12 protein-coding genes are annotated in these 14,374 nt (G+C 70.6%); 7 read left to right on the forward strand and 5 right to left on the reverse strand.

Translation table 11 applies throughout. From position 1 onward, the window contains the following. Positions 1-76: 76 nt before the first annotated feature. The 5 genes from ABKA17_RS40420 (at position 77) to exaC (ending at position 6,456) form a co-directional block, all read left to right on the forward strand. Positions 77-1,285 carry an ROK family protein gene (locus ABKA17_RS40420; protein ID WP_353697396.1) on the forward strand — a complete coding sequence of 403 codons (1,209 nt, stop codon included), beginning with the start codon at positions 77-79 and terminating at the stop codon, positions 1,283-1,285. A 371-nt stretch (positions 1,286-1,656) separates the two neighbouring features. After that, positions 1,657-2,670 (forward strand): acetamidase/formamidase family protein, encoded by a 1,014-nt coding sequence (locus ABKA17_RS40425; protein ID WP_353697397.1) that lies wholly within the window; start codon positions 1,657-1,659, stop codon positions 2,668-2,670. A gap of 43 nt (positions 2,671-2,713) precedes the next feature. Next, a complete protein-coding gene (locus tag ABKA17_RS40430) occupies positions 2,714-3,319 on the forward strand; it encodes an N-acetylmuramoyl-L-alanine amidase (protein WP_353697398.1) in 606 nt (201 codons plus the stop codon). 83 nt (positions 3,320-3,402) lie between these two features. Next, positions 3,403-4,722, forward strand: coding sequence for a GAF domain-containing protein (locus ABKA17_RS40435; RefSeq protein ID WP_353697399.1), 1,320 nt, complete (start codon positions 3,403-3,405; stop codon positions 4,720-4,722). Between the two features lie 210 nt (positions 4,723-4,932). Beyond that, complete coding sequence (gene exaC / locus ABKA17_RS40440) at positions 4,933-6,456, forward strand: acetaldehyde dehydrogenase ExaC (protein WP_353697400.1); 1,524 nt, start codon at positions 4,933-4,935, stop codon at positions 6,454-6,456. Between the two features lie 421 nt (positions 6,457-6,877). On the opposite strand, the gene ABKA17_RS40445 is transcribed toward exaC, so the two are convergent. The 3 genes from ABKA17_RS40445 to ABKA17_RS40455 all read right to left on the reverse strand — a co-directional run bounded on the left by ABKA17_RS40445 (position 6,878) and on the right by ABKA17_RS40455 (position 11,016). Then, positions 6,878-8,413 carry an ISL3 family transposase gene (locus ABKA17_RS40445; RefSeq protein WP_502994525.1) on the reverse strand — a complete coding sequence of 512 codons (1,536 nt, stop codon included), beginning with the start codon at positions 8,411-8,413 and terminating at the stop codon, positions 6,878-6,880. A gap of 228 nt (positions 8,414-8,641) precedes the next feature. Beyond that, complete coding sequence (locus ABKA17_RS40450; RefSeq protein WP_353697402.1) at positions 8,642-8,932, reverse strand: hypothetical protein; 291 nt, start codon at positions 8,930-8,932, stop codon at positions 8,642-8,644. A 452-nt stretch (positions 8,933-9,384) separates the two neighbouring features. Then, positions 9,385-11,016 carry an MFS transporter gene (locus ABKA17_RS40455; RefSeq protein WP_353697403.1) on the reverse strand — a complete coding sequence of 544 codons (1,632 nt, stop codon included), beginning with the start codon at positions 11,014-11,016 and terminating at the stop codon, positions 9,385-9,387. Between the two features lie 137 nt (positions 11,017-11,153). On the opposite strand from ABKA17_RS40455, the gene ABKA17_RS40460 reads away from it, so the two are divergent. Then, entirely contained in the window at positions 11,154-11,891 is a 738-nt protein-coding gene (locus tag ABKA17_RS40460) for a TetR/AcrR family transcriptional regulator (protein ID WP_353697404.1), read from the forward strand. Between the two features lie 149 nt (positions 11,892-12,040). Then, entirely contained in the window at positions 12,041-12,250 is a 210-nt protein-coding gene (locus ABKA17_RS40465; protein WP_353697405.1) for a hypothetical protein, read from the forward strand. A gap of 83 nt (positions 12,251-12,333) precedes the next feature. Here the strand turns inward: ABKA17_RS40465 and ABKA17_RS40470 are convergent, their stop codons facing one another. Beyond that, complete coding sequence (locus tag ABKA17_RS40470) at positions 12,334-12,984, reverse strand: TetR/AcrR family transcriptional regulator (protein WP_353697406.1); 651 nt, start codon at positions 12,982-12,984, stop codon at positions 12,334-12,336. A 141-nt stretch (positions 12,985-13,125) separates the two neighbouring features. Then, complete coding sequence (locus ABKA17_RS40475) at positions 13,126-14,133, reverse strand: NAD(P)H-binding protein (RefSeq protein ID WP_353697407.1); 1,008 nt, start codon at positions 14,131-14,133, stop codon at positions 13,126-13,128. Positions 14,134-14,374 lie beyond the last annotated feature (241 nt).

The following is a 14,374-nucleotide window of genomic DNA, read 5'->3' on the forward strand; positions in this document are numbered from 1 at the left end:
GCCCGCTGCCAGGACCGCGGAGAGACGGATCGATCACCACAGGCCCGACATCGATCACCGGAGGACTGACGGAGGCATGAGCGCACCGCTGCACGACGCCCACCCGGCCGGGCCGGGGCGCGCGCTGCCCAACACCCAGCAGGGCATGCGCCGCCGCAACCTGGCCCGGGTGATGCACACCGTCAGCGCCGAGGGAACGCTCTCCCGCGCCGCCGTCGCCGCCCGGATCGGACTCACCCGCGCGGCCGTGTCGACCCTCGTCGACGAGCTCATACGCGCGGGCCTGCTCGAGGAACTCGGCCCCGAACGTCCGGGCCGGGTGGGCCGGCCCGGCTCGGCGCTCGCCGTCAGCGCGCACGGCCCCGCGGGGATCGGCGCCGAGGTCGGCGTCGACCACCTCGCGGTCTGCGCGGTCGACCTGCGAGGCCAGGTGCGCGCCCGGGCCGTACGACACGGAGCGAACCGCGGCCGCTCCCCCGAGCCGGTGCTGCGGGAACTCACCGGGTTGCTGGACCAGGTCGTCGCCGAGGCCGAAGGGCTGGGCCTGTGGCCGGCGGGGCTGGCGGTCGCCGTACCGGGCCTGGTGGCGCGCGACGCCCGTACCGTCGTCCGCGCCCCCAACCTCGACTGGCACGACACCGACCTCGGTGCCCTGCTGCCCACGGCGTACCCACTCACCGTGGACAACGAGGCCAACTTCGGCGCTCTCGCCGAACTCTGGCTCGGCGACACCACCCCGCCGGACTTCCTGCACGTGTCGGCGGAGATCGGTATCGGCGCGGCGGTCGTCGTGGCCGGCGGACTGCTGCGCGGGACGCGCGGATTCGCGGGCGAACTGGGACACGTGCCGGTGGAGCCGGAAGGACCTCCGTGCCCGTGCGGCGGGCGCGGCTGCCTGGAGCAGTACGCCGGTGAGGAGGCGGTACTGCGCGCGGCCGGTCTGGAACCCGGGGACGACCGGGTGGGGCTGCTCGCGACGCGGGCCGCCGACGGCGACGAGGACGTACGGCGCGCGCTGAGCGACGCGGGACGGGCGCTCGGCGTCGCGCTGACCGGGGCGGTCAATCTGCTGGACCCCGAGAGCGTGGTGCTGGGCGGCGAGCTGTCCGGGCTCGCACCGTGGCTGCTGCCCTCGCTGGAGGCCGAACTGTCCCGACGCACGGCGGGTCCGGCGTGTCCGGTGTCCGTGTCCCGGCTGGGTCCCGAGGGGCCGTTGCTCGGAGCGGCGCACTCTGTGGTCCGCGCGGTCCTGGACGATCCGGCGGCTGTGGCGGGACGGGGCTGATTCCGGGGCGGGTCGGGGTCTGGGGTTCCGGGTCTGGAGTTCGGGGATCGTCCCGCGTCGGAAGCGGGGGCCGGGAACGGGGTCCGGAGACCGGGTCGGGGATCGGGGATCGGGGATCGGGGATCGGGACCGAGCGAGCCCGATTCCACAGCGGCTCCGCAACCCAACCACCCCTCCCCCGAGGCGACTTCACTCAGACGAGTGAGCGACTTGTCCACAGGCCCGAGGCTGTCCACCGAAACACTCCGCGCCCTTCTGCCCACCCCACCGGCGCCGTACCGTGATCCACGCCAGGCACGACTGCCGTGACACCGGCCGACGTGCCCCGCGCCCCTCCCCACCGCCCCACCGCAGAACGGAGCAGTGCAGCCATGAGCGACCCGCGGATCCTGACCGTGCGGCCCGAACCGGGCGAGTACGCCTGGACGTTCGGCGGCGCGCCGCCCGTCGCGCGCATCGTGCCCGGCACGGTTCTCGATCTGTACACCGAGGACTGCTTCGCCGGGCGGGTGCGGTCCGAGAAGGACCTGGTGTCCGAGGTGTGCGAGTTCCCGTTCCTGAACCCGCAGACCGGCCCCTTCCATGTGGAGGGTGCCGAACCGGGCGACACCGTCGCCGTGCACTTCGTGTCGATCGAGCCGGCCCGGGACTGGGCCGCCTCGACCACGGTCCCCCTCTTCGGAGCGCTCACCTCGACGCACAGCACGGCCACCCTCCAGCCGCCGCTCCCGGAGACCGTCTGGATCTGGCAGCTGGACCGAGCCCGCCGCACGGCCCTGTTCCGGGCGCACGACAGCGACATCGAGATCGAGCTCCCGATGGACCCGATGCACGGGACGGTCGGCGTGGCCCCCGCCAACCTGGAGGTCCGCTCCGCACTGGTGCCGGACGCACACGGCGGGAACATGGACACACCGGAGATGCGAGCCGGCGTCACCTGCTACCTCGGGGTGAACGTCGAGGGCGCGCTGCTCAGCCTCGGCGACGGACACGCCCGCCAGGGCGAGGGCGAGACCTGCGGGGTCGCCGTCGAGTGTGCGATGAACACGGTGGTGATCGTGGAGCTGCTGAAGGGGCTCGCCACGCCCTGGCCGCGCATCGAGTCGGACACCCACATCATCTCGACAGGGTCCGCGCGCCCGCTGGAGGACGCGTTCCGGATATCCCAACTCGACCTGGTGCAGTGGCTGGTGCGCGACTACGGGTTCAGCGAACTGGACGCGTACCAGTTCGCGACCCAGGCCGTCGAGTCACCGCTGGCCAACGTGTGCGACACCAACTACACCTGCGTGGCGAAGATCCGCAAGCAGTGGCTGCCCGCACGGGAGACGCACCGCGGCGTGCACGCGCGGCTGAGGGAGACCGCGGCAACCGTCCGAGCCTGACGCGCGTCTCGATCAACACCGCACCACCGAAAGGCGATCGTCCATGGATCGGGCAGGACCGCTGCCGAGCAGACGTCGGCTCCTCAAGGGCGCCGCGCTGACCGTCGTCCCGTACGCGCTGCTGCCCGACGCGCGCGCCGGAGCGGACACCCACCCCGTCGACCACCCGCTCGCCGAGTGGCAGCCCGCGACAACCGCCAACTACACACCGGCCGACCGCCCCAGGAGCCATCCCCTCGACCTCGTGATCATCCACGTCACGCAGACCAGCTACCGCAAGACCCTCGGTGTCTTCCGAAGCCCCGAGAAGCAGGTCTCCGCCCACTATGTGGTCCGGTCCCGGGACGGCAACGTCGCGCAGTGCGTCCGTGAGACCGACATCGCCTGGCACGCGGGGAACTGGGACTACAACACGCGCAGCATCGGCATCGAGCACGAGGGGTGGGTGGACCGACCCGCCTATTTCACCGACGTTCTGTACGAACAGTCGGCGCGGCTGACGGCCGACATCTGCGCCAAGTACGCGATACCGAGGGACCGGGCGCACATCATCGCCCACTACGAGGTGCCGGGTACGGACCACACCGACCCCGGACCGCACTGGGACTGGGAGCGCTACATGGGGCTCGTCGAGCGCGCCGGGCGGTGACGTCGTTCGGGTGACGCCGGACGGTGACGTCGTTCGGGTCGCGCCGGTCGAAAAGGTTGTCCGCGCGCGTACCGGGAGTGACGATGTCCCCAGTCGCATCACCTTTCGGGGAGGCCGAGTTGACCGATCCGTGGGTGGCCCTGGAGCCGGGGGCCGATCCCGCCGAGCGGACGCGGATGCTGCGCCGCGCGCACGAGACGTTCACCGCGGCGGGCACCGTGCCGCGGCCGGTGCGACCGGTGGTGGCGGACTCGTGGCGGCGTTCCGCGCGGGCCGGGGTCGGGCCCGACGGGACCGCGAGCGTCGAGCTGATGGACGGCGACCTCGGCGCCTATCGGGCCGAGCATCCGCTGGCCCGGGTGATGCCCCTGTTCCGTGAGCTGCTGGGCACGTTCGCGGCCGACGGGGAGCATCTGCTGGCGGTGTGCGACGCGCACGGCAGGCTGTTGTGGGTCGAGGGGCATGCGTCGACGCGGCGGCAGGCGGGGCTGATGAACTTCGTGCCGGGCGCGCGGTGGGCGGAGACCGCGGTGGGGACGAACGCGCCGGGCACCGCGGTCGCCCTGGACCGGCCGGTGCAGGTGTTCGCGGCCGAGCACTTCATCCGGCGGGTGCAGCCGTGGACCTGCGCGGCGGCTCCGGTGCACGATCCGCGCACCGGTCGGGTGCTCGGTGCCGTGGACATCACCGGCGGGGACGGGCTCGCGCATCCGCACAGCCTGGGGTTCGTGCAGGCGGTCGCGCGGGCCGCGGAGTCCCATCTGGCGCTGCTCGCCCCCGAGTTGCCCGCCGCGGACCTGCCCGAGCTGACCGCGCTCGGTCGCGACGAGGCCCACCTGCGCACCGGCGGACGCACGATCAGGCTCAGCCGCCGGCACAGCGAGATCCTCGTACTGCTGTCCCGCCATCCGGAGGGGCTGACCGGCGACGAACTGCTGTGCGCGCTGTACGAGGACGAGTCGGTGACGCCGGTGACGTTGCGCGCCGAACTGGCCCGGCTGCGCAGGGTCCTCGGCCCCGGGCTGCTGGACTCGCGCCCGTACCGGCTCACCGTGCCGGTCGAGTCCGACGTCTCTGTGGTGGAGCGGCGGCTGGAGACGGGTGCGGTCACCTCGGCGGCAACGGCGTACAGCGGTCCGCTGCTGCCGGCCTCCCAGGCACCGGCGGTCGTGCGGCTCAGGCACCGCCTCGCCGACGGCCTCCGTACGGCACTGATCGCGCGCCGCGACCCCGACCTGCTGGCGGACTGGGCGCACGCGCCGTGGGGCGAGGACGACTTCGACGTCTGGCGGGCACTGGCGGTGGTGCGTCCGACGGCGGCGGTCCGCTCCCGGCTCGCGGCCCTGGAGACGGAACTGGCGGCACCGGGCGGCGGGCGGCGCCGCGGAACGACCGCGCAGTAACCGCCGCTCACCGCGGCCTCACACCTGCCCGCCCCGCACCCGACGTGGACGCCACCGACCACATGCCACCCGCCACCTGCCACCTGCCACCTGCCACCTGCCACCTGCCACCGGGGGCGAGCGGCAACGTAGTTGCAACGTCCCCCTCCCTAGCCTCGCGCAGAGAGCTGCCCAACGGCGGGCAGCGCTGCTCCAGGGAGGCAGACCAGCATGACCCGTTACGCGGCGCCCGGCACCGAGGGCGCGATCGTCTCCTACCAGGCGCGCTACGACCACTTCATCGGCGGCGAGTACGTGCCGCCCGCCCGCGGGCAGTACTTCGAGAACCCGTCGCCGGTGAACGGGCAGCCGTTCACCGAGGTCGCGCGCGGCACGGCGGAGGACGTGGAGCGGGCGCTCGACGCGGCGCACGCGGCCGCTCCGGCCTGGGGCCGCACCTCGGTGACCGAGCGCTCCGACATCCTGCTGAAGATCGCCGACCGTATGGAGGCGTATCTGGAGCCGCTCGCGGTGGCGGAGAGCTGGGAGAACGGCAAGCCGGTGCGCGAGACGCTGGCCGCCGACATCCCGCTCGCCATCGACCACTTCCGCTACTTCGCGGGGGCGATCCGGGCGCAGGAGGGTTCGCTCGGCGAGCTGGACGACGACACGGTGGCGTACCACTTCCACGAGCCGCTGGGCGTGGTCGCGCAGATCATCCCGTGGAACTTCCCGATCCTGATGGCGGTGTGGAAGCTCGCCCCCGCGCTCGCCGCGGGCAACGCGGTCGTCATCAAGCCGGCCGAGCAGACCCCGGCGTCCATCCACTACTGGATGAGCCTGATCGCCGACCTGCTGCCGCCGGGCGTGGTGAACATCGTCAACGGCTTCGGCGTGGAGGCGGGCAAGCCGCTCGCGTCGTCACCGCGGGTGGCGAAGGTGGCGTTCACGGGTGAGACCACGACGGGGCGGCTGATCATGCAGTACGCCTCGGAGAACATCAAGCCGGTCACGCTGGAGCTCGGCGGCAAGTCGCCCAACATCTTCTTCGACGACGTATGGGCGAAGGACGACGACTTCCGCGACAAGGCCCTCGAAGGCTTCACCATGTTCGCGCTCAACCAGGGCGAGGTGTGCACCTGCCCGTCGCGGGCGCTCGTCCAGCGCGGCAACTACGCGGAGTTCCTGGCGGCGGCCGTCGCCCGCACCGAACTCATCAAGCCGGGCCACCCCCTGGACACCGACACGATGATCGGCGCCCAGGCCTCCAACGACCAGCTGGAGAAGATCCTCTCCTACCTCGACATCGGCCGGCAGGAAGGCGCGAAGATCCTCACCGGTGGCCAACGCATCGAGTACGACGGCGACTTGAAGGGCGGTTACTACGTCCAGCCCACCATCTTCGAGGGCGACAACCGTATGCGGATCTTCCAGGAGGAGATCTTCGGTCCCGTCGTCTCGGTGGCGTCCTTCGACGACTTCGACGACGCCATCAAAATCGCGAACGACACGCTGTACGGCCTGGGCGCGGGAGTCTGGACCCGCGACATGAACACCGCGTACCGCGCGGGCCGCGCGATCCAGGCGGGCCGCGTCTGGACGAACTGCTACCACGCGTACCCCGCCCACGCGGCGTTCGGCGGTTACAAGCAGTCGGGCATCGGCCGGGAGACGCACAAGATGATGCTGGAGCACTACCAGCAGACGAAGAACCTCCTCGTCTCGTACTCGCCCAAGAAGCTGGGCTTCTTCTAGAAGCACGAGAAAGGGCGCCTGACCAGGGCAGATGCCCAGCAGGCGCCCTTCCCCCTGAAGGTCTAGGGGACTTGGCGAAATTCTCCTTTACTCCCGATTCATCCCACCCGTGTCCCACGCCTGACCACCTGTTCCGGGGCATGTCCGGGCCAAACTTGGGCTACGCCCCCTCCGCCGCGCCCGCATGCTCGTCCCACCGCCGCATGGAGTCTTCAATCAGTCGGTTCGCGTGATGACGTGCTTCAGCGAGGAACTTGGCGTAGTACCGGAAGAGCACCTGGATGCTCTGTCCTGCCCTTCGTGCGCAATCGGCCGGGTCAACTCCAGAGGCCATCCAGAATGAGATCCCCGCGTGGCGCAGGTCATAGGGGGGACTGTCCTAAAGCTGGGTCTGTCCCGTAGTCGGTGGTGACATTGCGTGTTATGCGAGCAGGATGCGGTGGCGGAGGAGGCCGAAGCCGGCGCGTCCGTGCATCTGCCGCATGATCCGTTTGGTGTGGGTGTTGACGCCTTCAGTGCGGCCGTTGTGAAACGGAAGGGTCAGGCCGGCGTTCACTGCAGCTCGGTCGAGTTCAAGGCCGTGGGCGAATCCGCGCAGGTGAGGTAGGGCGGCGGCCCGGGTGGCAGTGATCCACTCGGTGAGGAGGCGATCGTTGCCTGCTGCGGGCTTGAGCAGGGCTGCGAAGCGGCCCACGAGTGTGGCGAGTTCTGTCATTTCCGGGCAGGCCGCGGTGACTTTCTCCAGGAGCGCGGTGTCCTTGGGCCGCAGATGCTTGGGATTGGTGAGGATGAGGCGGGTGGCGTGGCGTGCGGTGGTGACAGGACGATCGCCGTCGGCGCGGCCCTGGTTGAGGTAGCGGATCAACAGATTGGCGCTGCCTCGGTAGCCCTGCTCGCGGATCTCTTGCAGGAGGTGGGTGAGCGGGACAGTCGGATCGGCGGCACGGCGGGCGCGTAGGTGTTCGCGATAGGGGTCGACGAGGGTGGGCCGGTAGATCGGGGCGATGCGCAGTGTGGTGGGTTCGGGTATGCGGGCGTAGCGTTTGACGGTGTTCAGGGCCAGGTTCAGGCGGCGGGCGCGGTCGAGCAGGCCGACACCCTGGCCGAGCAGGGCGTGGATCTTGTTCCAGCGTTCACGAGTGGTCTGCTCGCGTACTCCGCCGGGGCGGGGCGGGTTGATGGTGGCCCAGCAGGCGGTATGCGCGCGAACCTCGAGCAGGACTTTGTCGCAGAGGTTGCGCCATAGATGCCAGCGGTCGCTGATCTGCACCGCGTCGGGCAGAGCGCGGCGGATGGCCTCGGCGTAGGCGGCGGATCCATCCCGACAGACGACCTCGATGCCCGGACGCTCGCGTAGCCACGTTTCCAGCGTCGCGGCCTCACGGTCGGGCAGCACGGCGACGCGTCTGCCGGACTCGGCATCGATGACGATCGTGGCGTAACGGTGCCGGCGACGCAGCGCAAAGTCGTAGACACCGATCACTCCGGGGACCGTCTGACGTGGAACCGGAAGACGCCGGAGCAGACGCAGAGCTGTGCTCCGGGACACCGGAGCGGCCAGGGTCCGAGTGAGACGAGCGGTGGCGCGACCGCATAACTCCCGTGCCACCTGGGATATTTGGTGTGTCAGCCGCATCGTTCGACGCTGATGGCGTTCCAGCAGTCCGGGGATCTGCTCGCGGAAGGTCTGCCTCGGACATCCCAGTAATGGGCAGAGCAGGCGCCGTACCCGCAGTCGGACGACGACCCGGCGGCCGTCCACTGGCAAATCCGCCACCGTCAGACGGTGATAGCCGTGAACCCTCGCCGTCGGCGTCCCGCACATCGGCCACGGCACCGGATCGCTCCGCGTCCGAGCAGTAACCAGCAGGCCATCGACATCGTCGGCCACATCCTCGATCGTCACTGCGGACAGACCCGAAAACACTGTGGCTACAAGAGAGTTGACGTCTCGCACGAGGCGCCAACAATCACGGTCACCTACCGTCACCACCGACTACGGGACAGACCCAAGAAAAAAGACACTCCCGGCGGTGGAGCCACTAAAGGGAGTGGGGACGCGAACCCACGGCCGACGGATTATGAGTCCTTTTGAGGATCTTGGCGACCCTTGTCGGTCAATGCTAATTCTGACCGTTTCACCAGGTCAGATGCGGTTATGCGCCTCGGTCCTTCTCGGCCCTTGTCAGTCTTTTCCACCGATCTCCGCCCCGGTCTTGAGCGGCACGTCTCGCCCGAGCGCCGAGGCCGACTGCTGGATCAGCTCGGCCAGGTCGCTCACGCCGGGGCGTTGGGAGCCGGTCGCGGCAGAGTCGGTCGACGAGAGCCGCTCTGCGGCTGTCCGGGCCGGCGCGTGTGCCTCCGCCGCCGCGACGAGGCGCTCGGCGTTGGCTGCCACGCCCATGACGAGCAGGGCGAGAAGACGAGGGTCACTGGGCGTGATCGGCATGCTGCTCGCCGCCGGGGTGATCGTCATAGCGCCGGAGACGCTGCCGCCGGAGCCCCGGCACCCCGGCGGGCCGCACGGAATGTTCCGCGCGTGGGCCGCGTCGCGCGCCACCGGGCCTTTCTTAGCAACACCCTGATGCTCGGCTTCTCCCCGGCGCCGCTCTTCGTCTACATCAGCGGCTCCAGCTTCATCTTCGAACGTGACGGCCAACGCCTGAGCCGACGACGCCCACCGCGTCCCCCACTCCAACACCGCCTGCTCGTCAACAGACAGCAGCAGCGGTTCCAGCTTCGGGCCCCGACGAGGAACTGACGCACCAGCAGCAGAAGTCATGCAACTCCGGGCCGCCCCGGGCTCTCCTCCGGGGCGGCCCGGAGGCCGAGGACGGTGAGGTGTTCCGGCAGGAGACCCGCTGGCCGTGGACCGCGCCCGTGCCCTGCGCGTCTTGCGCCGCCGGGCTCCCGGCCGCCGCCGGTGATCTAGCGGGTGGCCCCGGTGTGCTCCCGCACAGTCGCCGTCTCGTTCGCTGTCGTCCCGGCCCCCGGCTCGGCGTTGTGCTTGGCGAAGCCGCGTCGGCCCGGCAGGATGGCGAGGACGATCAGTGTTCCGGCGGCCATGATGATCCCGCCGATGAGGCTGGTCTGGGCGACGCCGTGGGCGAAGGCCTGGTGGACGGCGTCCACGGCGGCCTGGGCCTGCTGGGGCCCGGCGGAGGGATCCTGCCCGACCCGCTCGGCGACGGCCAGGCCGGCGCCGACCGAGTCCTTGGCGGTCTCCATCGCCTCCGCCGGGAGCCGGTTGCCCACCAGGTCGGTCAGCTCGTCCCGGTAGGCCGTGCCCAGCAGCGAGCCCAGCACCGCGATGCCCAGCGCCCCGCCCAGCTCCAGCGCGGTGTCGTTGGCACCGCCGCCGACGCCCAGCTCGGACTCGGGGAAGGAGCCCATGATCGTGTCGGTCGCCGGGGAGATGGCCAGTCCGAGGGCGAGGCCCAGCATCATCATCGGGGGGAGGAGGTCCCCGTACGTCGAGCCCTTGTCGATCTGGGTGAGCAGGAACATGCCCGCCGTGCCGATGGCCAAGCCGGTCACCACCATCGGCTTCACGCCCAGCTTCGGGGTGAGCATCCCGGTCAGCGCGGACCCGAGGAACACCGCACCGGCCAGCGGCAGCAGCCGTACACCCGTGTCCAGGGAGCCGTAGCCGAGGACGAACTGCAGGAACTGCGTCACGTAGTAGATCACGGCGAACATGCCGAAGAAGAAGAACAGCACCGCGAGCATCGAGCCGCTGAAGGGCCGCAGCGCGAACTTGCGGACGTCCAGCATCGGTTGCGGGTGCCGCAGCTCCCAGGCGACGAAAGCGACCAGACCGACACCGGCGACCACGGCGCCGGTGACGGGGCCGATGCCCCAGCCGGAGTGCGGGCCCTCGATGGCGGCGTAGATCAGGGAGCCGACGGTGACGATCGACAGCAGACCACCGACGTAGTCGATCCGGCCCATGCCCTGCGCCTTGGACGGCGGTACCAGGGCGAGCGCGCCGAACACGCCGAGGAGGGCGATCGGCACGTTGATCAGGAAGGTCGAGCCCCAGGCGTGGTCCTCGAGCAGCCAGCCGGAGACGAGCGGGCCGACGGCCACCGCCACCCCGGAGGTCGCGGCCCAGGCGGTGATGGCCTTGGCCCGCTCGCTCCGGGGGAAGGTCGCGACCACGAGGGACAGCGTGGCCGGCATCACGACCGCGGCACCGATACCCATGATCGCGCGGGCCACGATGACCAGCGAGGTCTCGTCGACCATGCTCCCCATCACCGAACCGGCGGCGAAGATCAGCAGACCGGTGACCAGCGCGCCACGCCGGCTGTACTTGTCGCCGATCGCGCCCAGCACCAGCATCAGCGCCGCGTACGGAACGGTGTAGGAGTCGACGACCCACTGCAGATCACTGCTGCTCAGGCCCAGGTCGGTGGTCATGTCGGGGGCGGCGACGATCAGCGACGTGTTCGCCATCACCGTGATCAGCAGGCTCAGACACAGCACCAGCAGCGCCCACCAGCGCCGCGCGTACGGACCGGGCATCTTCTCCACGGGGGTATTTGCAAGGAAGGGCATCAGTAGCTCCTGAGAGGGGGACGGGGCGGACGAGCGGAAGCTCTTAATTGCCCATCGATGTGCACACTAGTTTATTGCCCCTAGATGTGCAACTATCGCGATGACTCCCTCCTAGCACCCGCCCTCGAGGTACCGATGTGACCAGCCGACCAGCACGAACACCGACGACTAGGCCCAGACGGTCTCCGGCCCGGCCCCACGAGACGCCGCCCCCTCCTGCTCCGACTTCGACTTCCTCCCCCTCGCCGACTTCGGCGCAGCGTCGGGACGCGCGGGCCACCCGTGCCCGGATCCTCGACGCGGCTCGGCGGGAACTGACCCGCGACCCCGACACCAGCCTGGAGGACATCGCCGGTGCCGCCGGTGTGGCCCGGCGCACCGTGTACGTCCACTTCGCCGGCCGGGCCGCGCTCGTCGAGGGCCTGGCCGCCGAGGCCGCGGAGGCGATCCGGCGCGCCGTCGCGGGTGCCCCGGCCCCGACCCCCGACGCCGTCGCGGACCTGGCGCGATTCGTCCTCATGGTGTGGCCCGTCGGCGACCGCTACCGCGCCCTCATCCGGCTGGCCCGCGGCCATGACCTCGCACACGCACGCGTCGACGAACTGCTGACCCCCGCCCGCGACATGGCCGCCAGGGTCTTCGCCCACGGCCGCCGACAGGGCGTCTTCCAGACCACCGTCCCGCCCGACCCGCTCGGCCGAGCCATCGAGGCCCAACTGCTGGCCCTGCTCGACTGCGCAGACTGCGGCCCGTGGTCCGACGACGGCACCGGCGCCGCCACCGCCGCCCTCATCGCCGCCGGAGTCGCCCCGGACACCGCCGCCGCGAAGGTCGATCAGGTACGGAAGTCCGGGTCGCCCCCGAGTCCCGCCTGAAACCCCGTGCCCGTACCCCACTCGCACTCACACATGTCCGCCCCCAACTCCCCGTTCCCTGAAGCCCTTTGGAGGAGGGCCGAGGTACCGCCCCGACCACGACCGTGACCAGGGGTGCGAGTTCTCGTACGCGCACGAACCCGCTGCCGGTGACGGAACTCGCCCTGCGGATCGACGGGTTGACGAAGTCGGACGACGGCAGCGAGGCCTGGGCCCGCTCGGCGGAGGCGACCGTCTTCCCGTCGTACGCGGACCTGCCCGACGCCCTGGGCCTGGAACTGACCCGGGGCTACGGTTCCGACCGGACCCCTCAAGGACTTCAAGGTCGCGGGCCGCGTCGCCCTGCCCGAGGCCGGTGAGAAGCCGATCGCGCCGCGGAACATCCCCGACGGCCTCCGACGACGCCCGGGACACCTCGTCGAACGGGTCGGCCGGAGAGAAATCAGGTGCCGTCGGCCGGAGGAGCCGTAGCCATCGCCGACGCAACCTCCTCGACCACCGCGCTCGCCCGATCCTCCGGCACGCCGGCCGCGATGAGGGTGGCCGTGGCGATCCGGTGCCCGTCGTCTTCCAGCGCGCCGGTGTTGACGGACTCCACCAGAGCCACGATCAACGCCATCAGACCTGCGCTCTGCACGGGCGGCGACAGATGGGAGTGGAAGACGCCGTCCCGCTGCCCGCGCTCCAGGATCCCGATGACGGCCTCCCGGGCCGGCGCGAGCACCTCGGCGAAGCGCTCGGAGCCGAGGTCCCGCCGGGTGAGCGCCACCAGCATGCGGTAGCGGTCGCCCACCCGCCACAGCCGGAGTACGAACCACGCCAACGCCCGCTCGGCCGACTCCCCCGGCTCCGGCCCGGCCTCCATCGCGTTCCGAAACGTCTCGGCGGCTTCCTCGGCGAGCGCCTCCAGCAGCGCCGCCCGCCCCGGGAAGTGCCCGAAGAGGGTGCGCCGGACGACCCCGGCGGCCCGCGCCAGCTCCTCCAGCGTGACATCGGGGTTCCGCCCCAGCTCCTCCCTGGCCGTGGCCAGGATGCGCGCCCGGTTGGACCGCGAATTACGGCGCAGCGGCTCGCGGGCCACGGGCTTGCTCACGGAGAACCTCGCAGCAACAAAGGACGGACGGATGACCTCTCATTTTATCAGGCCGAGCCGAGGCGCCCCCGTATCACGCCCGAGCGGCCGCTGGGGCGTGATACGGGGGCCCGCCCCACCTCGTGTTCTGCTCCGGAGCGCTCAGTCGTTCGGAGCACCCGCCAGTTCGCGCAGGCGCGTATTGTTCTCCAGCGCCCACCGCACGGTCCGCGGCGGGTGCCCGAGCAGGGTTTCCAGTTGGTCGGAGAGGGCGTCGTACCGCCCGCTGGCGATCAGCCTGGTCTGGATCCTCAGGTGCGCCGCCACGTGCCGGGCCGCACCCGGATCGCCCAGGGCCTCCTGCAGGACGGTCTCGTCAAGGAAGGCCTCGTTCCAGGCCTCCACTTCCTCGGGGATGTAGGTGACCTCGCGTCCCAGCACGGCTGCGTAGTCCTCGGCGAACCCGTACATGTCCTTCAGCTCCGGGCCGGTGAGCGCGTAGGACTTCGAGATGTGCGGTGCGGGGTCGACCAGCACCTTCACGCACACCTCTGCCACGTCGTGAACGGCGATGGGCGCGAGCCGCTGCTTGCCGAAGGGCAGGCGCAGTTCACCGTTGCTCAGCGGGCCCTGTTGCATCCAGGTCAGGTGGGGGTTCTCGGCGAACAGGGTCGGACGCACGTTGATGGTCGGCAGGCCGGACCAGTCCAGCACTCGCTCGCAGACCCAGTGCGCCCGCTGCTGCGGTGACCAGTCCGTGACCACTCCGCCGAGCCAGGAATGCCGCTCCTCATCCGGTGCGGTCATCTTCTCGAGCGTCATGTACGACTGCTCGTAGTTGGACAGGTGCACGAAGGCCTCGATGTCGCCCTGGGCTCGCGCCGCCGCGGCCATCACGGTGAGGGCATCGACGTAGTACGGCTGCGGGGTCATGCTGAAGTAGATGCGCTTGACACCCTTCAGCGCGGCGGCCGCGTCCGCGAGTTTGAGCAGGTCGCCGACGAAGACCTCGGCCCCGGCCTCGCGCAGCGACTGCGCGCGTTCGTCGTCCCGTCGCACGAACGCGCGCACCGGGTGGCCCTGTTCGAGCAGCATGTCGATCATCAGCCTGCTCACGCCACCGACTTGGCCGCCGGCGCCGGTGATCAGAATGGGATTGCGTTCCGTCATTGTTGTGTCCTTCATCTTGTGGGGGGGGTGGGTCGGCCGTTCAGGAAGCCGAGGATGTGGAGTCGTCGAGGCGGGCGAGGACGTCGAGGGGGGTGGCGTTGACCTCTACGCGACGCTCCTGCTGCCTGCTTGCCGGGCATGACTGAAAACCGGAGGTGTTGGGGTGAGGTGTAGCCGGAGGACGGGGGAACGCCGTCGACGACGGAGAGTCGTGGCCGGGCACCGTCGTCCCGGCGGCGGC

The sequence above is a fragment of the Streptomyces sp. RG80 genome (assembly GCF_040446465.1).
In the GTDB taxonomy this organism is placed as follows: Bacteria; Actinomycetota; Actinomycetes; order Streptomycetales; family Streptomycetaceae; genus Streptomyces.